This window comes from Citrobacter sp. LST-B2 (assembly GCF_057983045.1).
Window position 1 is genome coordinate 3009845 of the sequence record NZ_CP192598.1, and the last position, 23723, is coordinate 3033567.

Here is a 23723-nt window from a genome sequence, read left to right on the forward strand (position 1 = left end):
GTGACGAGTTTGCGAGCAAATCGATGATTAAGTGGCCCTGGAAAGCACAAGACACCGCACAAAATGAGTCTGCTCAGTGGGAGGAAGCCCTTGCAATCCCCCTGCTTGTGACCCTGACCGCGCAAGAACAAGCCAGACTCATTGCGCTGGCAGAGCGATTCCTGCAACAAAAAAGGCTGGTCGCCCTTCAGGGTTTCGAACTCGACTCGCTGAAAAGCGCGCGCATCGCCCTGCTTTTCTGTCTGCCGGTTCTGGAACTGGGTATCGAATGGCTGGATGGCTTCCATGAAGTGCTGATCTACCCTGCGCCCTTTGTCGTCGATGACGAATGGGAAGATGATATTGGTCTGGTCCACAACCAGCGCGTTGTTCAGTCCGGACAAAGCTGGCAGCAAGGACCAATCATCCTGAACTGGCTGGATATTCAGGACTCCTTCGACGCCTCCGGGTTTAACCTGATTATTCATGAAGTTGCCCATAAGCTGGACATGCGTAATGGCGATCGCGCCAGCGGCATCCCGCTGATTCCTCTGCGGGAAGTCGCCAGTTGGGAGCATGACCTGCACGCCGCAATGAACAATATTCAGGATGAAATTGATCTGGTGGGTGAAACGGCATCGAGCATTGATGCCTATGCGGCGAGCGATCCGGCGGAATGTTTTGCGGTCCTGTCAGAATATTTCTTCAGCGCCCCGGAACTCTTTGCGCCACGGTTCCCCGCGCTGTGGCAACGTTTCTGCCAGTTCTATCAGCAGGACCCTCTGCAACGCCTTCGTGATAACGAAGACGATGACCCATTTGACCCTGCGCAGGTTCACTGATCCTCCATTTTGGGGATTAATTAACCACTTGAAAAAGCGTGCTAATTTTACTGTTGACACGCCGTAGCGAGGTCAGTATTATGCGCCTCGTTCACACGATTCCTCTGTAGTTCAGTCGGTAGAACGGCGGACTGTTAATCCGTATGTCACTGGTTCGAGTCCAGTCAGAGGAGCCAAATTTAAAAAGCCCGCTTTTTAGCGGGCTTTTTGCTTTATATCTGATAATCAATCGCCACGTCATCAGGCTCCATCACCTGCCGCTTGATATCCTCCACGGACAATCCCGCATTACACAGTTCGATAAATCGCCAGACGTAGTTGCGCTGGAGTTGCCCGCGCTTCAGTCCTAGCCAGACAGTATTGGCGTCAAACAGATGCCGGGTCTCCAGTCGCGTCAGCGCCCCCTCTTCCTGTTCACCGCTGGACTGTTCCGCCACCAGACCAATCCCCAGTCCTAACGCGACATAGGTTTTAATCACATCGGAATCCTGCGCGCTGAGAACAATATCCGGCAGCAGACCTTTACGGGCAAAAGCTTCATCAATGCGGGAACGCCCGGTGATCCCTTGCCGATAAGTGATCAGCGGCCAGTGGGCAATCGACTCCAGCGTAAGCGGCGAAACCAGGGTCAATGGATGATTATTCGGCACTAACAGGCTGTGATGCCAGCGAAACCAGGGGAAAGCAACCAAAAGAGGATCGTTGCTCAGCCGTTCACTGGCAATACCAATATCCGCCCCGCCATTTTGTAATAACGTCTCTATTTCCTGCGGCGTTCCCTGAATTAATTCCAGACGAACTTCCGGGAATAATTCGCGGAAGGCTTTGATCACCCCCGGCAGACTGTATCGCGCTTGCGTATGCGTCGTGGCGATAGTTAACACGCCCGAGGTGTCATTAGTGAACAAATCCGCCAGTCGGCGTACGTTACTGGCTTCATTTAAAATGCGCTCGGCGATAACCAATAACGCCTTACCTGGCTCGGTCATGCCAAGCAGACGCTTGCCCCGACGGATAAATATCTCGATCCCAAGCTCATCTTCTAACTCGCGAATATGCCGACTCACCCCTGACTGTGAGGTAAAGAGCATATTGGCGACTTCCGTCAGGTTGTAATCCTGACGGGCTGCCTCACGGATAATTTTTAGCTGCTGGAAATTCACTTGTTGCTCCGGATACATCAGACATGCCGCTATTGTTAAAGTCAGATGTCCGGCATAACAAATAATAAAAACCTGCATCTTATTCCGTCATGGAATAACGTTTAACTAACCAACTGCAACTCGCGGTTATCCAGTGCCGGACTGCTCACCAGCGACATCAGGATCTCTTTCACCGCCTGTGCCTGCGGTGACAAACTCCCTCTTGCTGACATATTCAGCGACAGCGACAGGCTCATCGACGGCGAAGTAATGCGTGCCATCCAGCCATTTGCCGCACCGCACAGAGAACGCGCGGCGGATTCCGGTAGCACCGTCACGCCCATGCCGCTGGCAATCGCGGCAGTCAGCGTGGCTATCGACTCAATCTCGCCGATTACTTTCGCCGTTAAACGGCGCAGTGAGAAGGCTTCATCAACCCGCAACCGGACTGCGCTGTAGTCACGAGGGAGAAAAAGATTCATCTGTGCAACAGCGGTAAGGTCTACGCTCTGCCCAGGGCAATCGCGGGTACCGACAAGGAAGAGGTCTTCTTTGAGCAGAGGTTGGCTGGTAATGCCTGCCTGCGGAGAACGCTCGTAGAGCACCGCCATATCCAGGTGACCACTCAATAATTTATCGTTCAGTACGGCCCCACTGTTTTCATGCAGATATACCAGTACCTCGGGCAGTTCTGCGCGCACCGCCTGTAGCAGCGGCATGGTGACCGAGGACGCGGCAGTACCCGGCGCAAGACCGATCGACACCTGTCCCGTTAAGGTTTGCCCAACATTACAGACAGCTAACTGCGCCTGTTCACACTGACGAAGGATCGTCCGCGCATGGGTGTAGAGGATTTTTCCCGCTTCAGTCGGCGTCACCCCTCGTTTAGTGCGAATGAGCAATTGCTGATTGAGCTCGCCTTCAAGAGTGGCAACCTGCTGACTCAGCGCGGGCTGTGCGATATGCAATACTTCAGCGGCCTGTGTCAGGCTACCAATATCGACAATTTTCACGAAATATTTCAATCGTCTGAAGTTCATTTTGCCTCCTGTCCGGAATGCCAGAACCCATGCTGGCAGTGATGTCAGGAGAGAATTGCAAGATGCTTGCCAGTTTCGGATAAGAGGAGGAATTGGTGTTAAATCGCCGTAAAATAAGCATTTATGATTGTTATCGGTAATATCGATTCTCGTCAGCGGTTTCCGATCTGCCCCATCCGGGGTAGACACGCACCAGAATGGGGCAAAGCCCACCGGAGACCGAAAGTTCACCGCTTTGCTGGTTTTGTCAGCAAACAGACGCACAATCGCATTTCCCCCTTTGACAACCCCAATCGTCGTCGCTAATATGCGCCTCGTTCACACGATTCCTCTGTAGTTCAGTCGGTAGAACGGCGGACTGTTAATCCGTATGTCACTGGTTCGAGTCCAGTCAGAGGAGCCAAATTTTGAAGAGCCCGCTTTTTAGCGGGCTTTTTGCTTTTTCGGACGCCATATCCGCTTCATTTTCCTGTTCTGCCCTTTGTGGATTAAAAATCGTTTTCTCTTCCTGTCTGTCGCGGTAGTCTCATAACAACCACTTATAGGTTGGCCGCAATGTGTGTGACTCTTATTCCCATACTAATAATAAAATCAGTACAGACAGGATTACTATGGATTCCACCCTCATCTCCACCCCCTCCGTAGAGGAAACCCCATCGCTTAATCGCGCCAGACGTGCCGCGCTGGGCAGCTTTGCCGGTGCCGTCGTCGACTGGTACGATTTTCTGCTTTATGGCATTACCGCCGCACTGGTCTTTAACCGTGAGTTTTTCCCGCAGGTCAGCCCGGCAATGGGTACGCTTGCCGCATTTGCCACCTTTGGTGTCGGTTTCCTGTTCCGTCCGCTGGGCGGCGTGATCTTCGGCCACTTCGGCGATCGCTTAGGCCGTAAGCGGATGCTGATGCTCACCGTCTGGATGATGGGTATTGCCACAGCATTGATTGGCATTCTTCCTTCATTCGCCGCTATTGGTTGGTGGGCGCCGGTACTGTTAGTACTGCTGCGCGCGATTCAGGGATTTGCGGTCGGCGGTGAATGGGGCGGTGCCGCATTACTCTCCGTAGAAAGCGCGCCAGAAAACAAAAAAGCGTTCTATAGCAGTGGTGTACAAGTGGGCTACGGCGTCGGTCTGCTGCTTTCCACAGGTCTTGTGTCATTGATCAGTTATCTGACGAACGACGAGCAGTTCCTGAGCTGGGGCTGGCGTATTCCGTTCCTGTTCAGCATCGTCCTGGTGCTTGGTGCGTTATGGGTGCGAAACGGGATGGAAGAGTCAGCAGAATTTGAACAGCAGAAACAGCAGGCGCCTGAAGAGAAAAAGCGCCTGCCGGTGATGGAAGCGCTCGTACGCCATCCGGGTGCCTTTTTAAAGATTATTGCGCTCCGTCTGTGCGAACTGCTGACTATGTACATCGTTACCGCATTCGCCCTGAATTACTCGACGCAAAACCTCGGCCTGCCGCGTGAGCTCTTTCTGAATATCGGCCTGTTGGTCGGTGGGTTAAGCTGCCTGACCATCCCCTGCTTTGCCTGGCTGGCAGACCGCTTTGGCCGTCGGCGCGTCTATATTACCGGTGCGTTGATTGGCACGCTAAGCGCATTTCCGTTCTTTATGGCTCTCGAATCACAGTCGATTTTCTGGATTGTGTTCTTCTCGATCATGCTTGCTAACATTGCTCATGACATGGTGGTCTGTGTGCAGCAACCGATGTTCACCGGCATGTTCGGTGCAGGATATCGCTACAGTGGGGCTGGCGTGGGTTATCAGGTTGCCAGCGTGGTGGGCGGCGGATTCACCCCCTTCATCGCCGCGGCGCTGGTTACCTTCTCCGGTGGCGACTGGCACAGCGTGGCTATATACCTGCTGGCAGGCTGCCTGATTTCGGCCGCCACCGCATTGCTGATGAAAGATAAGCAACACGCCTGAGTTCTCTGCGAGGGCCATTCGGCTCTCGCCTCTTCTCTAAAACTCTGACTTTTGTTTCACATTCCGGTGACATACTATCGGGTGAGCAGTACACCTGTAGAACAAGGAGACACAGATGAAGAGTAAGGGCTCCAGCCTGACGCCTGCACAAGCGCTGGAAAAACTTGATGCACTCTACGAGCAGTCGGTTCAGGCGCTACGCAGTGCCATTGGCAAGTACATTGAAACGGGGGAACTTCCCGATCTCACCGCCCGGAGTAAAGGTCTTTTTGTTTATCCATCGCTTTCTGTTACCTGGGATGGCAATGCCACCAATCCCCCGAAAACCCGTGCTTATGGGCGTTTTACTCATGCAGGTTGCTATACCACGACCATCACTCGTCCGGGACTGTTCCGCCCCTATCTGGAAGAACAGCTCACGCTGTTGTATCAGGACTACGACGCGCAGATCACCGTCGAGCCATCACAGCATGAGATCCCCTATCCGTACGTGATTGACGGTTCTGAGCTCACACTTGACCGCTCAATGAGCGCTGGGCTAACCCGCCATTTCCCAACCACCGAACTGGCGCAAATTGGTGATGAAACCGCAGATGGCATCTATCATCCCGTCGAGTATTCTCCCCTGTCGCACTTTGACGCACGACGGGTCGATTTCTCACTCGCCCGGTTACGTCACTATACCGGCACGCCGGTGGAACATTTTCAGCCGTTCGTGTTGTTCACCAACTACACCCGCTATGTGGATGAGTTTGTGCGCTGGGGATGCAGTCAAATTCTCGATCCGGACAGCCCATATATTGCGCTTTCCTGCGCCGGAGGCATCTGGATCACCGCTGAGACGGAAGCGCCCGAAGAAGCCATTTCCGATCTGGCCTGGAAGAAACACCAGATGCCCGCCTGGCATCTGATCACTGCCGACGGTCAGGGGATCACGCTGGTAAATATTGGCGTAGGCCCGTCTAACGCCAAAACAATTTGCGACCATCTGGCGGTTCTGCGCCCTGATGTCTGGTTGATGATTGGTCACTGCGGCGGCCTGCGTGAAAGCCAGGCGATTGGCGATTATGTACTTGCTCATGCCTATCTGCGAGATGATCAGGTGCTGGATGCGGTACTGCCGCCGGATATCCCGATTCCTAGCATTGCAGAGGTACAGCGCGCCCTGTATGACGCGACGAAGATGGTCAGCGGCATGCCCGGTGAAGAAGTCAAACAGCGTCTGCGTACCGGAACGGTGGTGACCACTTCCGATCGCAACTGGGAATTGCGCTACTCCGCCTCAGCGCTACGTTTTAACCTGAGTCGCGCCGTGGCAATTGATATGGAAAGCGCCACCATCGCCGCACAAGGTTACCGATTCCGAGTGCCCTATGGCACCTTGTTGTGCGTTTCGGATAAACCGCTGCACGGTGAGATCAAACTGCCCGGTCAGGCAAACCGTTTCTACGAGGGGGCCATTTCCGAACACCTGCAGATTGGTATTCGCGCCATTGACCTGCTGCGTGCTGAAGGCGACCGTCTGCACTCCCGCAAACTGCGCACCTTCAACGAGCCACCATTCCGTTAAGAAGAACCAGAGGCAGAAAGCAAAAAGCCCGCTAAAAAGCGGGCTTTTTAAATTTGGCTCCTCTGACTGGACTCGAACCAGTGACATACGGATTAACAGTCCGCCGTTCTACCGACTGAACTACAGAGGAATCGTTGTGGAGGCTTATCTTAGCGGCGAAAAATCTTTTGTCAAACCCCATTTCAGACATGCACGGTTAATTGGCGCTTCTCTCAACAATTTGTTGCAATTGCGGAGATTTAATCGGCAAAAAACTTTGCAGCTTTTCCGTTTCTCCCTCATCATTTGAAATGAGGTTTCAACTTTCTTCTCTAAGGTCCATTTTGAACGTCTCCGCTGCCCTACGTCAGGCCGTCACCCGCACGCCCTGGTATGCCAAACGCAAGAGCTATAAGGTACTTTTCTGGCGCGAAATTACCCCACTTGCTGTGCCTATTTTTCTGGAGAATACCTGCGTTTTGCTGATGGGCGTACTCAGTACGTTCCTGGTCAGTTGGTTGGGTAAAGAAGCGATGGCGGGCGTCGGTCTCGCTGACAGCTTCAACATGGTAATTATGGCCTTTTTTGCCGCTATCGATCTGGGGACGACGGTGGTGGTGGCCTTTAGCCTCGGTAAACGTGACCGCCGACGCGCCCGTGCTGCGGCCCGACAATCTCTGGTGATTATGACGCTGTTTGCCGTGATCCTGGCGGCGGTGATTCATTACTTTGGCGCGCAGATTATCAATGTAGTGGCAGGCGAAGCGACAGCGGAAGTGAAGGCGCTGGCGCTGACTTACCTGGAATTAACGGTCCTTAGTTATCCTGCCGCCGCGATTGCTCTGATTGGTAGCGGCGCGTTGCGCGGCGCGGGCAATACGAAAATTCCGCTGCTGATAAATGGTGGGATGAATATCCTTAATATCATTATCAGTAGCATCCTGATTTACGGTGTTTTTTCCTGGCAAGGGCTCGGCTTTGTCGGCGCAGGACTGGGCCTGACTATTTCGCGCTATATCGGCGCGGTTGCCATTATCTGGGTGCTGATGATTGGCTTTAACCCGGCGCTGCGCATTCCGCTGAAAAGTTATTTTAAACCGCTGAACTTCGCCATTATCTGGGAAGTGATGGGGATTGGTATCCCGGCCAGCATTGAATCGGTACTGTTCAACGGCGGCAAGTTATTAACGCAGATGTTTGTCGCCGGGATGGGCACCAGCGTCATTGCCGGTAATTTCATCGCATTCTCCATTGCCGCGCTAATTAACCTGCCAGGAAACGCGCTGGGGTCGGCATCCACCATTATTACCGGAAGACGTCTTGGAAACGGACAGATTGCCCAGGCAGAGATTCAATTACGCCACGTGTTCTGGCTTTCCACGATTGGCCTGACCGCCATCGCCTGGCTGAGCGCGCCGTTTGCCGGGCTGATGGCATCGTTTTACACCCGCGATCAGGAGGTAAAAGACGTGGTTGTCATCCTGATTTGGCTCAACGCGGCGTTTATGCCGATCTGGGCTGCATCCTGGGTTTTACCTTCAGGGTTTAAAGGCGCGCGCGATGCACGTTTTGCCATGTGGGTATCGATGCTGGGAATGTGGGGCTGTCGAGTGGTTGCTGGTTATACGCTGGGGATTGTACTTGGCTGGGGTGTTGTCGGGGTCTGGATGGGAATGTTCTTCGACTGGGCGGTACGTGCAGCGCTGTTTTACTGGCGTATGGTTAGCGGACGTTGGCTATGGAAATACCCGCGCCCGGTACATCAAAAGCTGACAAAATCCCCCGTTGCGTCTGAATAAACAACGAAATGAGGAATATTTCGACAAACGATCGCGATGGTGCATTCAGGCTTTGACAACGGCAGTGGGCGTCGCTAATATGCGCCCCGTTCACACGATTCCTCTGTAGTTCAGTCGGTAGAACGGCGGACTGTTAATCCGTATGTCACTGGTTCGAGTCCAGTCAGAGGAGCCAGATTTAAGAAGCCCGCTTTTTAGCGGGCTTTTTGCTTTTCAGAACACCATTCCGGCGTCATTAAATGCGGGTTTGTCCGTGGCTGATGTTGACGGGCATCCCCGAACGGCGTTCGAGCGCTTCGCTGACACGGTTCGCATCCACACCCTCAGCGCTCATAAAGCTACGCATCACAGGTGTGATTGGCAGCGGGACTTTTCTGTCAGATTCATATTCCGCGCGGTTGCGGGACAGTGGTTCATGCACTTCTATCCAGCGGCTACCGTCAGGTTCCGTCGTGGTTTTCACCGGCTGATCGATAATCTGCACGCGGGTGCCGACGGGCACGTTCTGGAAAAGATGTTCGATATCATCATTGCGTAAACGAATGCAGTCCTGGCTCACGCGCAGACCAATGCCGAAATTTGCGTTGGTGCCATGAATAGCGTACAGCTTGCCGATATAGATGGCGTACAGCCCCATCGGGTTATCCGGCCCCGCAGGAACGAAGGCGGGCAGGCTTTCTCCCCTGCTTGCGTATTCACGGCGGGTATTCGCCGTCGGTGTCCAGCTCGGCGCCTCTTGCTTACGCTCGACTCTCGTCACCCAGTTACGCGGCGTTTCTCGTCCTGCCTGGCCAATACCAATCGGGAAAATTTCAACCGTGTTGCTACCGTTTGGATAGTAGTAAAGACGCATCTCCGCCACGTTCACAACAATGCCCTGACGAACGGTAGCAGGCAGAATGATTTGCTGCGGCACAATCAGCGTTGAACCCGACTTCGGAAGGAACACATCCACATCCGGATTCGCTTCCAGCATATTACTCAGCCCCTGCCCATACTGAGCGGCAAATGCTTCAAGCGGTTGCGTATTCTTGTCGGGAACGGTAATCGTCAGCGGATTTCCAACCAGACGACTTCCTTCAGGTGGCAGTGGATAGCTGACAGCCAGCGCGCTCTGGCTTGCAAGCAGCATAAATAATGAACAAAACAATTTTACACGAGGCAACATTTCCCTTTCCTCAGTCGCGGCAGATGTGGGCAAATTATAGCGTTTTTAAAGGCGATTAACCTCTTCTCTCACGCTGACCAGCAAACTGCGCGGTTTACCGGCCAGGCAAGGTCACTTTATTACGCTTCTTTGCCATCCGGCAGCACGATATTGCTGGCCGCCAGTTCTCCCATGTTGCTGTACATCGCGCAGGCCGCTTCCACAATCGGCATCGCCAGTGCAGCACCGCTCCCCTCCCCCAGGCGCATTCCCATGTTGAGATAAGGCTCAAGCTCCAGGTGCTCCAGCGCAATCCGTGCGCCCTTTTCGGCGGAGAAATGTGATGGGATCAGATACGGTTTGATCTCCGGCGCAATCTGACAGGCGGCCAGCGCAGCGGAATAGGACAGGAAGCCATCCAGCAACACCGGTAAACCGCAGGACGCGGCGCCCAGGATAACTCCCGCCATGCCCACCAGGTCAAATCCACCGACTTTCGCCAGCACATCCACCCCATCATGCGGATTGGGCTGGTTGACGGCAATCGCCCGGCGAACCACCTCCACTTTATTGCCTACACGGGAAAGCGGCAGGTTAGCGCCAATTCCCACCACCGCTTCAGCCTCACTGCCTGTCAGGACGCTAACAATCGCCGCAGCAGGCGTGGTATTCGCCATCCCCAACTCGCCAACGCCAAACAGCGTCACGCCGCGCTGCGCCTGTTCGCGTGTGTAGCGAATGACTTCCAGCAGTAGCTCTTCCGCCTGCGTACGGCTCATCGCTGGGCCAGTGGCGATGTTTCCACACCCTCGTGCGACGCGCATGTTCACTACGCCGGGAATGAGTTCAGCATCAATCCCCACGTCGATCACATGAACCTTTGCACCGGCATGAGCGGCAAGCACACAAACGCCCGTCGTGCCGCGCGTCATATTTGCCGCCTGAATGGCGGTCACCACTTTAGGCGAAACGGCAACCCCTTCATCCCAGACACCGTGATCGGCGCACATCACCAGTATCGCTTTTTCACCGACACGCGGTACACCGTGTAGACCTGGCATACCGGCCAGCTGTACCGCCAGCGCCTCCAGCCGACCCAGGCTACCGGGCGGTTTAAGCAGGCCATCAATATGCTGTTGCGCGCGTGTCATCGCGCCACGGTCTGGCGGCGGAATTTCGCGGAGTAAAGAGGTTAACGTTTGCATATGCGTTCTCATTGTGTTGGCTGACTCACAGCAGAGCCAGCAGGAATATCAACTCGCCAAGTTCTATTGCCGCACCCAGCGTATCGCCGGTTTGCCCACCCAACGTCCGTTTTAACAGTTGTCCCAGCAGGAAGACAGACACCATCGTCACGACCAGTGCCGCCACCCCCTGCATTCCAGGCAACAGAACCGCCGCCAGAATCGCGGCCAGACCAAGGGTAAAACAGGTTTGCGTCCCGGTGACATGACCGATAAACACGTTGCCTAATCCCTCTTCACGGGCGTAGCGGTGGCGATACATCAACAACACGGCTGTCCCACGCCCAACGGCACAGGCGGCTGCCAGCGCGGCCAGCACAGGAGTGCCGCGTAGCGACAGTTCACTGATCACCAGCACTTTCGCTAGCAAGACAAAAATGAGCGCCAGACCGCCGTGCGTTCCCAGTCGGCTGTCGCGCATAATCTCCAGCATACGTTCGCGGCTGCGGGCGGAGAAAACGCCATCGCAGGTATCAGCCAGACCGTCGAGGTGAAAGCCCCCGGTCATCAGCGCCAGCGCTAACACGGTAAAGAGCGCCGCCAGTGGTGCGCCGCACCAGGGCTGAAAGAGCATAAACACCAGCCCACTCAACGCACCGAGTAGCAGACCGATGAGCGGGAAAGTCACAATACCGCGAGAATACTGATCGAATTCCAGTCCCTGCGACCAGCGACCCGGAACGGGCAAACGCGTAATAAAAGAGAGCATTGCCCAGAACAACTTACTCATTTAATTTTGACTCCAATACCAGATACCACCAGCCAGACCTCATCCGCCGCTGCCGCCAGACGCTGATTCACACGCCCGGCGATATCCCGAAAGTGCCGCGCCAGACGGTTTTCCGGCACGATCCCCATCCCGACTTCGTTGGTCACTAGCACCACCCTGGCCGGACATCGCTGACAGGCCGCGATCAGCGTCTGGATCTCCGCCTCAATCGCCGTTTCCAGCGCGGCGTAATCCCAGCTATCGGGGTCACTGTCGCCGCCCAAAGCAAACAGCAGGTTAGTGACCATCGTGGTGATGCACTCCAGTAGAATGGCTTCATCCGGCGCGTTATCCGCAGTGATCAGCGCATCAAGATGCTGCCAGCGCTCGGCGGTACGCCAGTGCGCTGGACGTCCATCACGATGATGCTGAATGCGAGCTGCCATTTCGTCATCAAAAATCTGCGATGTCGCGATGTACAGCACCTGCGGGAAATCAGCGATCAGGGCTTCGGCATGACGACTCTTACCGCTGCGTGCGCCGCCAGTGACCAGAATCATCATACTGACTCCCGATGTTGCTGCATGATGGTATATATTTTCTCAATATCGATGTGTTGCCGCATCGCATCCGCCAGCAGATCAAACTGCTGCGATTTATATTGCGCGTATTGGAAGGTGGGATCCAGGGGAGTCAGCCCCTTACGCACGCGCAGGCCATTGACCAGCGCTCGCGTAAAATCATCACTGTCGAACAAGCCATGCAGATAAGTCCCAAACGCTCGTCCGTCGGCGGTGACGGCACCATCCGCGACGTTTTCGCCGTGCTTCTGCAGTTGCATCACCGACTGGCAATCGCCGTTCAGCGTCGTTTCGCCCATGTGAATTTCATAACCGCGCACTGGCAACCCAGACGCCGCAGACAACCAGTCCGGCAATGTCGACGACATCGTCGCCGTTACCTGGGTCGTGGTTTTCCGCTGGGCAAAATGCGTTACCGTATCGAGCAGCCCCAGACCCGGTAGCGTTCCCAGCCCTGACTCGACCTCATCGATAATGGTCTCGCCCAACATCTGGTAGCCACCACAGATCCCGACAATGGGGATGTTTTGTTGGTGCGCCTGCAACACCGCGTGGGCCATGCCGCTTTCACGTAGCCACACCAGATCGCCGAGCGTATTTTTACTGCCCGGCAGGATCACCAGGTCAACGTCCACCAGTTCTTGCGGATGACGCACATAGCGCACGCGCACATCGGGCTGCGCGGCCAGCGCGTTAAAATCGGTGAAATTGGAGATATGCGGGATCTGCACCACGGCAATGTTGATGTCGCGTTTTTCCGTGCGCAGGTATTTCCCTTTTTGCAGCGCCACGCCATCTTCATCTTCGAGATCGACATCCAGCCACGGCATCACGCCCAGCACGGGAACGCCGGTCAGGCTTTCAATCTGCTCAATACCGGGATTAAGCAACGCCACATCACCACGAAACTTATTGATGATCACCCCTTTCACCCGCGCACGCTCGTGTTCATGCAGCAGCGCCAGCGTACCGTAGATTGAGGCAAACACCCCGCCGCGATCGATATCGGCGACCAGGATCACCGGGCATTGCGCCATCTCGGCCATCCCCATATTGACGATGTCGCGGTCACGCAGGTTGATCTCCGCCGGACTACCCGCCCCTTCCAGCACCAGTACATCAAACTCCTGCGCCAGACTGGTGTAAACGGAAAGGATCTGCTCGCGCAGACGCGGCTTGTATTCGTGATAGCTGACCGCATCCATATCGGTCGCCACCTGTCCCATCAGCACCACCTGCGCCTTGCGATCGCTGGTCGGTTTCAACAGCACCGGATTCATGCGGACATCTGGCACAATGCCCGCCGCTTCGGCCTGGAAAATCTGCGCGCGGCCCATCTCTTTCCCCTCCGGCGTGATGCCGGAGTTGAGCGCCATATTCTGCGACTTAAACGGTGCGGTCCGCCGACCATCCTGATAAAAAATGCGGCACAGTCCCGCCACCAGAACACTCTTGCCGACGTCAGACGCCGTTCCCTGCAACATAATGGCCTGCGTCATGACGCCTCCTTGATTGCGCGTTGTCGCATACAACGGAAAAATTCATCTTCGGTTTTGCACAGCGGCATACCTAGCTCTGCGTGCAGTTTCACCAGCCAGGGTTGCGTTAACCCGGCCTCTTCAATCAGTTCTGTACGGGCAAAAACCTCACCCGGCTCACCGTGCGCCAGCACTTCGCCATGACGTAAAACGTAGACGGCATTGCTGACTTCATAAATCAGATCAATATCATGGCTGGAGATCACCACGTGATTTCCCTGCGCCACAATCCGTTTGATGATGTCGATCATCTGGCTACGTCCTGAAGGATCAAGCCCCGCCGTGGGTTCATCCAGTAACAGGTATTTTGCCCGTAGCACCAGCGCACCGGCGATGGCCACCCGCTTCTTTTGTCCGTGGCTTAAGCACTGAATCGGCTGCTGGCGAAAATGTTGCGCATCTACCAGCGTCAACGCCTCGTCGACTCGTCGGGCAATTTCTCCCTCCTCCACGCCAAGATTGCGCAGGCTGAAGGCGATATCGCTGTCGATATCGGTGTAGAAAATTTGCTGATCGGGATCCTGAAACACCGTCGCGACCTGCTGACGCAGCGCCAGCAGGCCACGCTTACTGTAGTCCAGCGGTTTTCCCTGCCACAATACCGCGCCCTGTTGCGGTCGCAGTAATCCGCTCAGATTCATAAATAGGGTGGATTTCCCACAGCCGTTGGCTCCCACCAGTCCGGTGACGGCATGCTGTGAAAAATCCAGCGTCAGCCCTTTAAGTACCTGCGCATCCTGATAACGAAACCAGAGTTCGGTGGTGGCAAGCATGCTTTTCCTTACAGGTGAAAATCGCCCTGATACAATTTGATATCTAACGTCGCCGCCATTTGCTGATAGCGAATCAGCACCCGGGTAAACAAAACGCCCACCAGCATCGCCAGCGAGCGATAGCCAATCGGCAGACTACGATAGCCAAAACGCAGCGTCTGCGCGCGATGAATCGCCATCGCTTCATCTAACAGAATAAAAATAAAGCGCCAGGTCAGCAGGATCTGTTCCGTCAGCAGACGCGGTATCCGCGCCCGTTTGAGCAGTAAAATCAGCTGCGGAAACGGCAGGTTAAGCACCAGCCAGAACGTGGCGGCCAGCGCGGCCAGACTCCGCCAGAACGTCTCGTTCGCGGTGTGCAGCCCAGACGCCGTGACCCCCAGCCAGTAACTGCCAAGCGGAAAACTGACCAACAGCGTTTGTGGGTCGCGGCTGACGCTGAACAGAATCGTCACCACCCCCACCACCAGAAAACCAAACGGCAGCGCCATCCAGCGACACCAACGGCGCAGGGAGATGCGCAGCAGCCAGCAGGTCAGCCCGGCAATCAGCGCCAGCTCGATACCCTGCCCCCAGGCGGGCAGGGTAAACGCCAGAGTCATCAGCAGCAGCCAGAACAGGAACTTACGCTCTGGTGCGACGTGAAACCAGCGGCTCTGATAGCTCAGTCGATCAAGCCCGGTCATCACGGCGTTGTCTGCCTTTGGTGTAGCCCAGAATATAGAAAATCACCGCCGCGCCAAGCGAGCCTTGCAACGTAAACAACAGGCTTTCAATTTCTCCGCTCGCCGGTTCATACAGCGGCTGGAACCACGGCTCATAATGCGGAGCAACCACCTGAATCTGGCTTTCCGCTTCACCGTCCGAGCCACCGTATTCACCACCGTGATTGATAAAGAACGGCAACACGACCAAAGCAATCACCATGGCTAACAATATCAGCGTCTTTTTCATGTTAATGTCCTTGCGCGGTTATCAGTTGCCGTTTCGTCAGCTGGTCGTAGATCATCACGGTCAGCAAGCCTTCGGCGATAGCAATCGGGATCTGCGTCAGGCAGAAAATCCCCATAAACTTGACGACAGACCCTGTCGCACCCGCTTCGGGATCCGGGAAGGCCACGCCAAGCTGTACAGATGTCACAAAGTAAGTCACCAGATCCGCCAGCATGGCGCAGAGGAAGACGCCAACATCACGACGGATCCCGGCGCGACAGGCCATCTTCCACACCATATAGCCGACAACCGGGCCAATCACCGCCATCGACATGCCGTTAGCGCCCAGGGTGGTCAAGCCACCGTGCGCCAGCAGCAGCGCCTGGAACAGCAGTACGATAGCGCCGAGAACCGCCACCACGCCCGGACCAAACAGGATCACCGCCAGCCCGACGCCTGTCGGATGTGAGCAGCTACCGGTAACCGACGGGATCTTCAGTGCCGACAGCACAAAAATAAACGCCCCGCACAGCGCCAGTAGCACTTTCTGATGGCTGTCATCCATCACGATATGTCGCAGGCGCACCAGTCCGTACCACAGGCACGGTAAAAACAGCGACCACCAGGCCAGCGCCCACATCGGCGGTAAAAATCCCTCCATGATGTGCATGGCGAACGCCTGCTCCGGCACAATCATCAGCAATAGCGCCGCAGCCAGACCACTGAATGACAGCTGTTTCAGCTGTTGTTCGAGTTTCATTCTGCATACTCCCACTGTTTGTTGACCAGGATGGTCGAGAAATAAGGCAACGGCTGATCGTCGCTGACCTCGTTGAGATGCCGCCAGCACTGCTCTCCAGGGAGCGTGGCCTCGGACATCATCAGTGCACAATCCAGTAATCCGGCCTGATCCAGCAGCGCTTTAATCCGCGCAAAGCGACCATAGACCTTCATCAGTACCAGACTGTCGTGTTGACGTAGCGCCTGGGCGATCTCCGCTTCCGGTGCGGTACAGGAGATCACCGCCAGCGACTGCTGTTCCATCGCCAGCGGCGTTTTGGATCGGGCGGCAATGGCGGCAAACGACGTCACGCCAGGCACGATCTCCAGCCAGTCAGGACACCCGATGCGCTGTAGTAAAAAGACCCAGGTGCTGAACAACATGGCGTCACCCAGGGTGATAAATCCCACCTGTTTGCCTGCCTCCACTTCCTTAACCAACGCTGCGGTCACTTCATCCCAGACCGCCTCTTTTTCCGCGCTGTCTGCGCTCATGGGGAAATGGCAGCAACGAATTTCTGTGTTCGTGCCGATGTACTCCCGCACGATGGAAAGCGCGAGGCTGTCGCCACCCTTACGTCCCGCCGGGGCATAGAGAATATCCAGTGAACCCAGAATACGTGAGGCGCGAACGGTAATCAGATCGGCTGCTCCCGGGCCAGTGCTCAGGGCGTACAGTTTGCCGCTCATGCCGCTTCCTCCATCGCCACGCTCAGCGCTTGTTGCAAATGCGCGACGAACATCGCCCGCACCGCCGGATTTTCGCCAAGACCGCTCAGCCACGGCGTTGCCGTGATCCCCGCCGCCGTAAACAGCGTTTTCCACGAATCATCGTCGTCCGAAGCCATATCATTGATGGCGTGATCCCCTGCCACCAGCATCAGCGGCATCAGATGGACGGCTTTGACCCCCTCTTTGCTCAGGCTCTCAATCAGAATATCGACTTCCGGATAGCTCTCCACCGCGCCGACGCGCGCCGGGAAGCCCTGCGCCATCATCATGTGGTCGAGGCAGGCATAAGCGGCAAACGCGTGATGGCTGGCGCCGTGGCCCATGAATACCACTTTCTCATTGGCGGCGGGGACAGGCATCTGCTGTTTCAGGGCGAGCATTAACTGCGCGTAATCGTCATGGCTGCTCAACAGCGGCACGCCCAGCGTCAGGCGGGCAAACAGCGGACGCAGAGTCTGCACTTCACGGACAATTTTTTCATATTCGTCGCCGTTAATGATGTGCAGCGACTGAATCGCCACATCCTGATATCCCTGATCAGCAAGCTTTTGCAGCGCCTGCAGCGGGGTATCTATCTCAATACCATCACGCTGTTTGAGCTTGCGAATAATCATTCCAGAGGTAAAGGCACGGAACAGGGTGCGGTCAGGACAGCTGGCGGCCAGATCGCGCTCGCAGGCCACAATGTTCTTCTCGCAGGTATCGTGATAGCTGGTGCCAAAGCTAACCACCAGAAGCGCTTTTTTCATTTTCTGATTCCTTAAGCAGCGGCCAGCCAGCGCGCCAAACGTTGCGCAAATGCGGCCTGACTTTCCAGTAACTCATCTCCCGTCACCAGCGGCGCCGGGCGGGTAATCACGATGCAGGGAATACCTGCATCCAGACAGGGTTGAACCTTTTCCTGATAACCGCCCTCTGCGCCAGAAGCCTTGGTTATCACGACGTCAGCCTGACACTGACGATAAAACGCAGCGTTAAATTCAGCGCTGAACGGCCCGCACAGCGCGAACGTCTCGCCTACGCCAAAGCCCAGATCGGCGCACTGTTGAATCACCTCGGGGACGGGCAACACGCGGGCGAGCAGCGTTTTTTCCGGTAAACCTGTGCGCCATATCGCCAGATCTTTACTCCCGGTAGTCAGCAGTACGCGCTCGCCAAAACGTCGTGCAACGTCGCACGCCTCGGCAATGCTCTGTACGGTAAAGAGCAGCGGATGCGTCAGTTCACTAAGCTGTTCCGGGCGCTGGTAACGACTGAGCAGTACTCCAGCCCGTTCGCAGGCGCACAGAATATTGCGGCTCACCACTTCGGCATACGGGTGCGAAGCATCGATCACCCATCGCGTTCCGTTCTCCTTCAGCCAGTTCACCATTTCATCCTGCTCGAGCCGACCACAGCGCACCTGCCCCTTGATATCGCCAGCCAGTTGTTTCCCGGTCGGCGTCGCCACCGACAGGGTGTAGGCCACATTAGCGGCATCCAGTTGCTGGCACAGCGCACGGGCATCGCTGGTGCCGCCCATGACCAGAACCTCACCAAAACTCACAGCACGTAACCTCGTGGCGTGATCATCAGACCGTCCTGCACATAAGTCGCTTTGTTACCGACGATCACCAGACTGGTCATATCCACCGGTTCAAAATCCATCTCGCCCAGCGTAGTCAGCCATTTCTCCTGCTTTTTACGCCCGGCAGATTTCACCACTCCCACCGGCGTTTGCCCGCTCTTACTGGCGGAAAGCAGTTCAAATGCGCGCGCCAGATGTCCCTCACGGCCCCGGCTGCGCGGGTTGTAGAAGCAGATGACGAAGTCCGCTTCTCCGGCGGCGATAATACGTTTTTCGATAACCGGCCACGGCGTAAGTAAATCGCTTAAACTGATGTGACAAAAATCGTGCATCAGCGGTGCGCCGAGCAGCGACGCCGCCGCGATACTGGCAGTCATCCCCGGGATCAGGCGCACTTCAACGTCCAGTTTCTGTTTGCTGACCAGCTCCAGCACCAGCCCCGCCATACCGTAAATACCGGCGTCACCGCTGCTGATCAGCGCCACGTTGTGTCCGGCCTGCGCCAGTTCAATCGCCGCATGGCAGCGCTCGATCTCTTTGCACATGCCGGTTTTGATCACCTGCTTGTCACCGGTAAACGCTTTGACGAGGTGAGTGTAGGTTTTGTAACCCACAATAATTTCTGCCGCCTGCAGGGCCTCAACGGCTTCCATGGTCATCATGGCCTGTGAGCCGGGGCCGATTCCGATTACGGTTAACATCAGTGTGAAACTCCCAAAGTGATAGTGACGCCCTGCTCACGCAAGGTTTCGCCGGTCAATTGCCCATGACTCAGCAGCCATGCTGCCGGACCCGAGACGCTTCCGACGCCGACCGTCTGGCGAACAAACGGCGAAGCCGGAAAGTGATGTTCATGTTCACGCAGCGCGTCAGCGCTAAAGGTTTCAAACGGCACACGCCAGCAGGAGGCAAGCTGGATCAGCCCCTCTTCGTCTTTCTTGAGCGACACGCTGCCGATGGCTTTCAGCGCCAGCGGATCAAAGCGCTGCGCTTCAAGCTGACGCGCCAGCAGCGCAGCCAGTAGTGGGAACGGCGTATCGCGACGACAGCCAATGCCAGCGACCACCCGTTGTGGCACCAGTTTCCAGTGTTGAACCGGAATATCCGGCAATTCGTTACGTAACGTGACGCACACCAGCGCATCCAGTTCAGGCAACTGCTGTAGATCGGTAACGGTAATGAACCCACGGCGATCGCAGTGGCGGACGTCTTCATCCAGTTCTTCATCCCACCACAGTCCCACGCGCTGGTTGCTCACCAGCATCTGATTCACCGCTTTTACTGCGGTGCGAAAGTCGGTCATACGGGCGTTGAGCTGAAACGCGAGGGTGTCCAGTGCCGCCATCTCATTGACATCGGTGGCAGTGGTAATCACCGGATCGGCGCCCAGCATGCCGGCGAGATAACGGGTCAGCGCGTTCGCGCCGCCCGCATGGCCCGAAAGCAGGCTGATCACATGCTGGCCGCGCTCGTCGATCACCACCACCGCCGGATCGCTGAACTTGTCATTCACCAGCGGGGCCAGCACGCGCACCGCGATGCCGGTCGCCCCGATAAAAATCAGCGCGGAATAGTTCGAAAACGCGTCGCGCGCGGCGTGGGCGAACCCGCCGTCGAACGGTAAGAAACCGTCATCCAGCAATTTTTCACTGGTAAAACAGGTCAGCGGTAACATCGCTGCCAGCCGTTTAGCCAGCATTACACCGCCGGGCGTCAGGCAAAACAGCGCGATTGATTCAGGCTTTACGGTATTCATGGCTAAAGTCCGCGGCATAGAGTCTGGAGTAGTGATACTCATCTCCGAGGAAATTCCCGACCAGGATGAGCGCCGTTTTGCGGATCCCGGCGTCGCGCACTTTATCGGCGATATCCGCCAGCGTGCCACGCACGGTTTGACTTTCCGGCCAGGTCGCTTTGTAGATCACGGCCACCGGTGTGGTCGCCGGGTAACCGCCCTCAATCAACCGTTCCGCAACCCGGTTGATACGCTGGACGGAGAGATAAATCGCCATTGAGGTCTGGTGGCTGGCGAACGATTCCAGTTGTTCACGTTCTGGCACCGGCGTGCGGCCTTCGAGTCGCGTAATAATCAGGCTTTGCGAGACTTCCGGCACGGTGTACTCAACCCCCAGCTCCGCCGCCGCGCCGAGGAAAGCGCTGACCCCCGGCACCACCTGCCAGGGGATACCACGTTTGGTCAGCTCTTCCCCCTGTTCGCGCACCGAGCCATACAGCGACACGTCGCCGGTTTGCAGGCGCACTACCGTTTTTCCGGCCTTCACCCCCTCTTCCATCAGGGTGAGGATTTGCTCAAGGTGCAGTTCCGCACTGTCGTGGCACTCCGCGCCCTCCGGGCAATACTCCAGCAACTCAGTGTTAATCAGCGATCCGGCATAAATCACCACCTGCGCCTGTTGCAACAGCCGGTAACCCTTAAGCGTAATCAGCTCCCGGTCACCCGGACCTGCGCCGACAAACCACACACAACGGGGATCAAATGTCTCAGACATGGCGTTCTTCCTTCTGGCAGGCGATGACAAAAACGGGGTTGTTCGGTTTGAAATAGTGACCCGCGCCCAGCGTGGTCAGCGACGAAATCTGCATTTGCAGGCAGTCCACGTCCTGCACGCCGCGCTGTTGCAGATGTGCCAGCGCGGTGTTGAGGTTTTCCTGTAGGATGAAGGTCATCACCAGGCGTCCACCAGCGTGCAACTGGCGCATAGACCAGTCGATCAGTTCTGTAAGATGTCCCCCACTGCCACCCATAAAGACGGCATCGGCTTTCTCGGTCATCATCATTGGCGCTTCACCCGGCAGAATATCGATATTCGCGCAGGCGAAATGCTGACGGTTTTCGTCGAGTAAACGCAGCGCCGCCGGATTGCGCTCGATAGCCGTGATGTGTAGCGACGGAAACTGTAGCGCGGCTTCGATGGACACACTGCCGGTTCCGGCCCCGATATCAATCAGGTGACTGGCCCGGTGCAGTTCAAGTTTTGCGAGAGCGAGCGCACGTACCGCTTCTTTGGTCATCGGCACCTTCTCACCACGCAGGAAAAGCTCATCTTTCATCAAGGATCACCACTGCATTCATCTCATATTCGGCATGGACCTCGCTGACGCGCAGCCAGTGGATCCGTTCGTTTTCCATCGCCAGGTTTTCGCCAATCACCATCCAGCGATCGCCCTTTCCTCGTGCAACCAGTTGTGCAGCAATGTCACGCGGCCCGCACTGACCGTCGGTGACCATTGCCACCTTGTTATGCTGCGCCAGCGTATCGAAACAGACGCTGCGCCCGTGGCTACTGGTGAGCCACATGTCATTCATGTCGATTCCCGACTGCGCGCACAGATACTGCACCGCACTGATACCTGGAATGATGCGTACCTGCGCAACGCCAAAATGCGCCACCATCCGCGTACCGATGCCGTAAAACAGCGGATCGCCGGAAGCCAGAACCACCACCCGCTTATCCTGATGCGCCGCAATCCATGCCAGCAGTTCGGGAATGTTGGCGCCCAGCGCAAACTGCTCGCCGCGAAAGTCCGGGAACTGCTGCAAATGGCGCTTACCGCCGACCAGCACATCGGCCTCATCAACCGCCGCGCGCGCCGCCGGCGTCATCAGGTGCAGACCGGCTGGCCCCATCCCCACGACCGTCAGCATTGCATCTCCCGGGCGATAGCGTCGACGGGGCGGTTGCTACCCAGAACCTGGTTATCAAACGAAAACATGATCGCGTCGCAGGTCGGCGGGGTTTTGGTAAAGCGCAGCATCTGCATCACGCGCTGACAGATGCGTTCAGCAAGATGGTTGTAGAGGTGCTGAAAGCCGAACGCGTCGATGTGCTCCATTGCCGCTTCAGTGGTGTCGCAATCGCTTACCAGCGTCAGCAACTCCCGCGGCGCGCCGAGCAGCGCCAGATGCGCCACCAGCGTTTCCATTCGCGCATCGGCTATGTGGCTGTGGGTATGGAAGATCCCGGCAGCAATTTTGATCAATTTCCCAGGATGACCGACGAGCACGACCTGGCGAAATCCCAGCCGCACCGCCTCTTCAATCATGTAGCCGACAAAGTTGCTCATGGTGACCACCACGTTGGTATCGATGCCCATCTGTTCGCGGACGAAACGCTCACCATGATTACCCGGCACCAGAACTACCCGCTCCAGTCCGGCGGCACGTTTGATTTCCAGCTCCAGCGATAACGACCGCTTCCAGCTCTCTTCGGACATGGGGGTCACAATACCGGTGGTGCCAATAATGGAAATTCCGCCAAGAATACCGAGACGCGAGTTGTAGGTTTTTTGCGCTCGTTCTTCGCCTTCCGGGGCAAATATTTCGATTTCCGCCCCGCGTACCGGGCCTATCGCCTCACGCACGGCGGACTCAATGGTGTGACGCGGGGTGCGATTAATTGCCGCGCTGCCGACAGGCAGACCAATCCCCTTGCGGGTGACGGTGCCGACGCCTTCGCCCCCGGACAGGACAATTTCACCGCTGTCATTCAGCGTGACGCGGGCGAAAATCAACATCCCGTGGGTGGCGTCGACATCATCGCCGCCATCTTTACGGATCGCGGCAATGGCCTGCTGTCCTTCAATGTGTGGAGATTCCACGTTCAGACACAGAGTGACGCCGGAAGGTGTGACAATCGATACCTGATGGATCAGATGCTGACGCAACACCATCAGCGCGGCGACTTTTGCCGCCGCCGTGGCGCACGATCCAGTGGTATAACCTTTGCGCAGCGCTTTGCCGTTATGCCAGACGGGCGCGTCGAAAGTCTGATCGCTCATCGCGCCCCCTGCATGTAATACAGCATGGCGTTCACGATCGCCGCCGCAACGTTACTGCCGCCTTTGCGTCCGAGGGCGGCAATGGCGGGCAACTGGCTGTGCGTCAGCGCCTCTTTGGATTCCGCCGCGCCGACAAATCCCACCGGCACGCCGACGACGCCGCTTACCGCTACATCTTTTTCCAACAGGCGAAACAGCGCAGTGGGCGCGTTGCCAAAGACAAACACTTTTTCGCCTTCTTCCGTCACGGCAATGTCGACAGCCGCCATTGAGCGAGTGATACCCTGCGCTTTCGCTTGCGCTACCACGCGCGGATCGCTGATATAGCAGCGACACTCGCCCCCCGTCTTCGCCAGCAGGGTTTTATTGATCCCCGACAGCGCCATGGTGGTGTCGGTATAGATAACCGATGGGCGACTTAGCGCTGCACAAAGTTGTTCCAGCGCATCATCCGAAAACCAGAGAATATCCAGCCAGTCGAAGTCAGCGGTGGTATGAATCACCCGTTTGATGATGGCTTCATGTAGCGGACTGGCAAACTGGTACTCCGGGCGCGTTTCATGAATGATCTCGCCAATGATGTCAAAACTTTTGGCTTCAATCGCCTGGGGTTGCTGGATGTATTGCATTGTCATTTATC

Annotated in this window: 26 protein-coding genes and 4 tRNA genes; 8 read left to right on the forward strand and 22 right to left on the reverse strand. The window is 56.3% G+C overall.

Translation table 11 applies throughout. The features are described from left to right. Positions 1-23 precede the first annotated feature (23 nt). Positions 24-821, forward strand: a complete 798-nt coding sequence (gene mtfA, locus ACQ0PY_RS14590) for a DgsA anti-repressor MtfA (protein ID WP_043000268.1) — start codon at positions 24-26, stop codon at positions 819-821. Between the two features lie 100 nt (positions 822-921). Further along, a tRNA-Asn gene (locus tag ACQ0PY_RS14595) sits at positions 922-997 on the forward strand. Positions 998-1033: 36 nt separating this feature from the next. Here ACQ0PY_RS14595 and cbl read toward each other — a convergent pair. After that, entirely contained in the window at positions 1034-1984 is a 951-nt protein-coding gene (cbl, locus tag ACQ0PY_RS14600; protein WP_044266975.1) for an HTH-type transcriptional regulator Cbl, read from the reverse strand. Positions 1985-2085: 101 nt separating this feature from the next. Further along, the gene (gene nac, locus ACQ0PY_RS14605) at positions 2086-3003 is read right to left on the reverse strand and encodes a nitrogen assimilation transcriptional regulator NAC (RefSeq protein ID WP_061069981.1); all 918 of its coding nucleotides are present in this window, start codon (positions 3001-3003) and stop codon (positions 2086-2088) included. Between the two features lie 327 nt (positions 3004-3330). Here nac and ACQ0PY_RS14610 point away from each other — a divergent pair. The 3 genes from ACQ0PY_RS14610 to ACQ0PY_RS14620 all read left to right on the forward strand — a co-directional run bounded on the left by ACQ0PY_RS14610 (position 3331) and on the right by ACQ0PY_RS14620 (position 6501). Next, a tRNA-Asn gene (locus ACQ0PY_RS14610) sits at positions 3331-3406 on the forward strand. Between the two features lie 208 nt (positions 3407-3614). Next, complete coding sequence (gene shiA / locus ACQ0PY_RS14615) at positions 3615-4931, forward strand: shikimate transporter (RefSeq protein WP_043000266.1); 1317 nt, start codon at positions 3615-3617, stop codon at positions 4929-4931. A 115-nt stretch (positions 4932-5046) separates the two neighbouring features. Beyond that, positions 5047-6501, forward strand: a complete 1455-nt coding sequence (locus ACQ0PY_RS14620; RefSeq protein ID WP_043000265.1) for an AMP nucleosidase — start codon at positions 5047-5049, stop codon at positions 6499-6501. A 54-nt stretch (positions 6502-6555) separates the two neighbouring features. On the opposite strand, the gene ACQ0PY_RS14625 is transcribed toward ACQ0PY_RS14620, so the two are convergent. Further along, positions 6556-6631, reverse strand: a tRNA-Asn gene (locus ACQ0PY_RS14625). A gap of 6 nt (positions 6632-6637) precedes the next feature. Here ACQ0PY_RS14625 and ACQ0PY_RS14630 point away from each other — a divergent pair. The 3 genes from ACQ0PY_RS14630 (at position 6638) to ACQ0PY_RS14640 (ending at position 8454) form a co-directional block, all read left to right on the forward strand. Further along, a complete protein-coding gene (locus ACQ0PY_RS14630) occupies positions 6638-6790 on the forward strand; it encodes a DUF5951 family protein (protein WP_220132970.1) in 153 nt (50 codons plus the stop codon). Position 6791: 1 nt separating this feature from the next. Continuing rightward, positions 6792-8279, forward strand: a complete 1488-nt coding sequence (locus ACQ0PY_RS14635; protein ID WP_043000264.1) for an EmmdR/YeeO family multidrug/toxin efflux MATE transporter — start codon at positions 6792-6794, stop codon at positions 8277-8279. A gap of 99 nt (positions 8280-8378) precedes the next feature. Then, positions 8379-8454 (forward strand) — tRNA-Asn (locus tag ACQ0PY_RS14640). 60 nt (positions 8455-8514) lie between these two features. On the opposite strand, the gene ldtA is transcribed toward ACQ0PY_RS14640, so the two are convergent. The 19 genes from ldtA to ACQ0PY_RS14735 all read right to left on the reverse strand — a co-directional run bounded on the left by ldtA (position 8515) and on the right by ACQ0PY_RS14735 (position 23712). Then, positions 8515-9447 carry a L,D-transpeptidase gene (ldtA, locus tag ACQ0PY_RS14645; RefSeq protein WP_166444226.1) on the reverse strand — a complete coding sequence of 311 codons (933 nt, stop codon included), beginning with the start codon at positions 9445-9447 and terminating at the stop codon, positions 8515-8517. A gap of 119 nt (positions 9448-9566) precedes the next feature. Beyond that, entirely contained in the window at positions 9567-10631 is a 1065-nt protein-coding gene (cobT, locus tag ACQ0PY_RS14650) for a nicotinate-nucleotide--dimethylbenzimidazole phosphoribosyltransferase (protein ID WP_043000260.1), read from the reverse strand. A gap of 25 nt (positions 10632-10656) precedes the next feature. Beyond that, positions 10657-11400 (reverse strand): adenosylcobinamide-GDP ribazoletransferase, encoded by a 744-nt coding sequence (gene cobS, locus ACQ0PY_RS14655; protein WP_044257577.1) that lies wholly within the window; start codon positions 11398-11400, stop codon positions 10657-10659. Beyond that, positions 11397-11942, reverse strand: a complete 546-nt coding sequence (gene cobU / locus ACQ0PY_RS14660) for a bifunctional adenosylcobinamide kinase/adenosylcobinamide-phosphate guanylyltransferase (protein ID WP_043000258.1) — start codon at positions 11940-11942, stop codon at positions 11397-11399. The genes cobS and cobU overlap by 4 nt, the downstream gene beginning before the upstream one ends. Next, the gene (locus ACQ0PY_RS14665) at positions 11939-13459 is read right to left on the reverse strand and encodes a cobyric acid synthase (RefSeq protein WP_109740347.1); all 1521 of its coding nucleotides are present in this window, start codon (positions 13457-13459) and stop codon (positions 11939-11941) included. Before ACQ0PY_RS14665 ends, cobU begins: the two co-directional genes overlap by 4 nt. Then, a complete protein-coding gene (locus tag ACQ0PY_RS14670) occupies positions 13456-14271 on the reverse strand; it encodes an energy-coupling factor ABC transporter ATP-binding protein (RefSeq protein ID WP_043000256.1) in 816 nt (271 codons plus the stop codon). Before ACQ0PY_RS14670 ends, ACQ0PY_RS14665 begins: the two co-directional genes overlap by 4 nt. 8 nt (positions 14272-14279) lie before the next feature. Next, positions 14280-14957, reverse strand: coding sequence for an energy-coupling factor ABC transporter transmembrane protein (locus ACQ0PY_RS14675; RefSeq protein ID WP_043000255.1), 678 nt, complete (start codon positions 14955-14957; stop codon positions 14280-14282). Next, positions 14944-15225, reverse strand: a complete 282-nt coding sequence (locus ACQ0PY_RS14680) for an energy-coupling factor ABC transporter substrate-binding protein (RefSeq protein WP_043000254.1) — start codon at positions 15223-15225, stop codon at positions 14944-14946. Before ACQ0PY_RS14680 ends, ACQ0PY_RS14675 begins: the two co-directional genes overlap by 14 nt. Before the next feature lies 1 nt (position 15226). Further along, positions 15227-15964, reverse strand: coding sequence for a cobalt ECF transporter S component CbiM (gene cbiM, locus ACQ0PY_RS14685; RefSeq protein ID WP_109740348.1), 738 nt, complete (start codon positions 15962-15964; stop codon positions 15227-15229). After that, entirely contained in the window at positions 15961-16674 is a 714-nt protein-coding gene (locus tag ACQ0PY_RS14690) for a cobalt-factor II C(20)-methyltransferase (RefSeq protein ID WP_043000252.1), read from the reverse strand. The genes cbiM and ACQ0PY_RS14690 overlap by 4 nt, the downstream gene beginning before the upstream one ends. Then, on the reverse strand, positions 16671-17465 hold the full coding sequence (cbiK, locus tag ACQ0PY_RS14695; protein WP_043000251.1) for a sirohydrochlorin cobaltochelatase: 795 nt from the start codon (positions 17463-17465) through the stop codon (positions 16671-16673). The genes ACQ0PY_RS14690 and cbiK overlap by 4 nt, the downstream gene beginning before the upstream one ends. An 11-nt stretch (positions 17466-17476) precedes the next feature. After that, positions 17477-18262: a cobalt-precorrin-6A reductase gene (locus tag ACQ0PY_RS14700; protein WP_044266784.1), complete on the reverse strand. Its 786-nt coding sequence runs from the start codon at positions 18260-18262 to the stop codon at positions 17477-17479. Further along, positions 18259-18984, reverse strand: a complete 726-nt coding sequence (locus tag ACQ0PY_RS14705) for a precorrin-3B C(17)-methyltransferase (protein ID WP_042318211.1) — start codon at positions 18982-18984, stop codon at positions 18259-18261. The genes ACQ0PY_RS14700 and ACQ0PY_RS14705 overlap by 4 nt, the downstream gene beginning before the upstream one ends. After that, complete coding sequence (gene cbiG, locus ACQ0PY_RS14710) at positions 18984-20039, reverse strand: cobalt-precorrin 5A hydrolase (protein ID WP_109740349.1); 1056 nt, start codon at positions 20037-20039, stop codon at positions 18984-18986. Before cbiG ends, ACQ0PY_RS14705 begins: the two co-directional genes overlap by 1 nt. Further along, complete coding sequence (locus tag ACQ0PY_RS14715) at positions 20020-20793, reverse strand: cobalt-precorrin-4 methyltransferase (protein WP_043000247.1); 774 nt, start codon at positions 20791-20793, stop codon at positions 20020-20022. The genes cbiG and ACQ0PY_RS14715 overlap by 20 nt, the downstream gene beginning before the upstream one ends. Beyond that, entirely contained in the window at positions 20786-21355 is a 570-nt protein-coding gene (locus ACQ0PY_RS14720; RefSeq protein WP_054176325.1) for a decarboxylating cobalt-precorrin-6B (C(15))-methyltransferase, read from the reverse strand. The genes ACQ0PY_RS14715 and ACQ0PY_RS14720 overlap by 8 nt, the downstream gene beginning before the upstream one ends. After that, entirely contained in the window at positions 21345-21950 is a 606-nt protein-coding gene (locus ACQ0PY_RS14725; protein WP_043000245.1) for a cobalt-precorrin-7 (C(5))-methyltransferase, read from the reverse strand. The genes ACQ0PY_RS14720 and ACQ0PY_RS14725 overlap by 11 nt, the downstream gene beginning before the upstream one ends. Further along, positions 21944-23083: a cobalt-precorrin-5B (C(1))-methyltransferase CbiD gene (gene cbiD, locus ACQ0PY_RS14730; protein WP_044257571.1), complete on the reverse strand. Its 1140-nt coding sequence runs from the start codon at positions 23081-23083 to the stop codon at positions 21944-21946. Before cbiD ends, ACQ0PY_RS14725 begins: the two co-directional genes overlap by 7 nt. Then, positions 23080-23712 (reverse strand): cobalt-precorrin-8 methylmutase, encoded by a 633-nt coding sequence (locus ACQ0PY_RS14735; protein ID WP_043000243.1) that lies wholly within the window; start codon positions 23710-23712, stop codon positions 23080-23082. The genes cbiD and ACQ0PY_RS14735 overlap by 4 nt, the downstream gene beginning before the upstream one ends. Positions 23713-23723: the final 11 nt, after the last annotated feature.

Bases quoted from the DNA above. Each gene is read 5' to 3' on its own strand.
- ACQ0PY_RS14665 (WP_109740347.1), bottom strand. From the start codon at position 13,459: ATGACGCAGGCCATTATGTTGCAGGGAACGGCGTCTGACGTCGGCAAG.
- ACQ0PY_RS14670 (WP_043000256.1), bottom strand. From the start codon at position 14,271: ATGCTTGCCACCACCGAACTCTGGTTTCGTTATCAGGATGCGCAGGTA.
- cbiM (WP_109740348.1), bottom strand. From the start codon at position 15,964: ATGAAACTCGAACAACAGCTGAAACAGCTGTCATTCAGTGGTCTGGCT.
- ACQ0PY_RS14725 (WP_043000245.1), bottom strand. From the start codon at position 21,950: ATGCTGACGGTCGTGGGGATGGGGCCAGCCGGTCTGCACCTGATGACG.
- cobU (WP_043000258.1), bottom strand. From the start codon at position 11,942: ATGATGATTCTGGTCACTGGCGGCGCACGCAGCGGTAAGAGTCGTCAT.
- ACQ0PY_RS14620 (WP_043000265.1), top strand. From the start codon at position 5,047: ATGAAGAGTAAGGGCTCCAGCCTGACGCCTGCACAAGCGCTGGAAAAA.
- ACQ0PY_RS14690 (WP_043000252.1), bottom strand. From the start codon at position 16,674: ATGAGCGGCAAACTGTACGCCCTGAGCACTGGCCCGGGAGCAGCCGAT.
- ACQ0PY_RS14675 (WP_043000255.1), bottom strand. From the start codon at position 14,957: ATGACCGGGCTTGATCGACTGAGCTATCAGAGCCGCTGGTTTCACGTC.
- cobS (WP_044257577.1), bottom strand. From the start codon at position 11,400: ATGAGTAAGTTGTTCTGGGCAATGCTCTCTTTTATTACGCGTTTGCCC.
- cbiD (WP_044257571.1), bottom strand. From the start codon at position 23,083: ATGAGCGATCAGACTTTCGACGCGCCCGTCTGGCATAACGGCAAAGCG.
- cbiG (WP_109740349.1), bottom strand. From the start codon at position 20,039: ATGAATACCGTAAAGCCTGAATCAATCGCGCTGTTTTGCCTGACGCCC.
- ACQ0PY_RS14680 (WP_043000254.1), bottom strand. From the start codon at position 15,225: ATGAAAAAGACGCTGATATTGTTAGCCATGGTGATTGCTTTGGTCGTG.
- ACQ0PY_RS14720 (WP_054176325.1), bottom strand. From the start codon at position 21,355: ATGAAAGATGAGCTTTTCCTGCGTGGTGAGAAGGTGCCGATGACCAAA.
- ldtA (WP_166444226.1), bottom strand. From the start codon at position 9,447: ATGTTGCCTCGTGTAAAATTGTTTTGTTCATTATTTATGCTGCTTGCA.
- mtfA (WP_043000268.1), top strand. From the start codon at position 24: ATGATTAAGTGGCCCTGGAAAGCACAAGACACCGCACAAAATGAGTCT.
- ACQ0PY_RS14715 (WP_043000247.1), bottom strand. From the start codon at position 20,793: ATGTCTGAGACATTTGATCCCCGTTGTGTGTGGTTTGTCGGCGCAGGT.
- ACQ0PY_RS14635 (WP_043000264.1), top strand. From the start codon at position 6,792: ATGAGGTTTCAACTTTCTTCTCTAAGGTCCATTTTGAACGTCTCCGCT.
- nac (WP_061069981.1), bottom strand. From the start codon at position 3,003: ATGAACTTCAGACGATTGAAATATTTCGTGAAAATTGTCGATATTGGT.
- shiA (WP_043000266.1), top strand. From the start codon at position 3,615: ATGGATTCCACCCTCATCTCCACCCCCTCCGTAGAGGAAACCCCATCG.
- cbiK (WP_043000251.1), bottom strand. From the start codon at position 17,465: ATGAAAAAAGCGCTTCTGGTGGTTAGCTTTGGCACCAGCTATCACGAT.
- ACQ0PY_RS14735 (WP_043000243.1), bottom strand. From the start codon at position 23,712: ATGCAATACATCCAGCAACCCCAGGCGATTGAAGCCAAAAGTTTTGAC.
- ACQ0PY_RS14705 (WP_042318211.1), bottom strand. From the start codon at position 18,984: ATGTTAACCGTAATCGGAATCGGCCCCGGCTCACAGGCCATGATGACC.
- cobT (WP_043000260.1), bottom strand. From the start codon at position 10,631: ATGCAAACGTTAACCTCTTTACTCCGCGAAATTCCGCCGCCAGACCGT.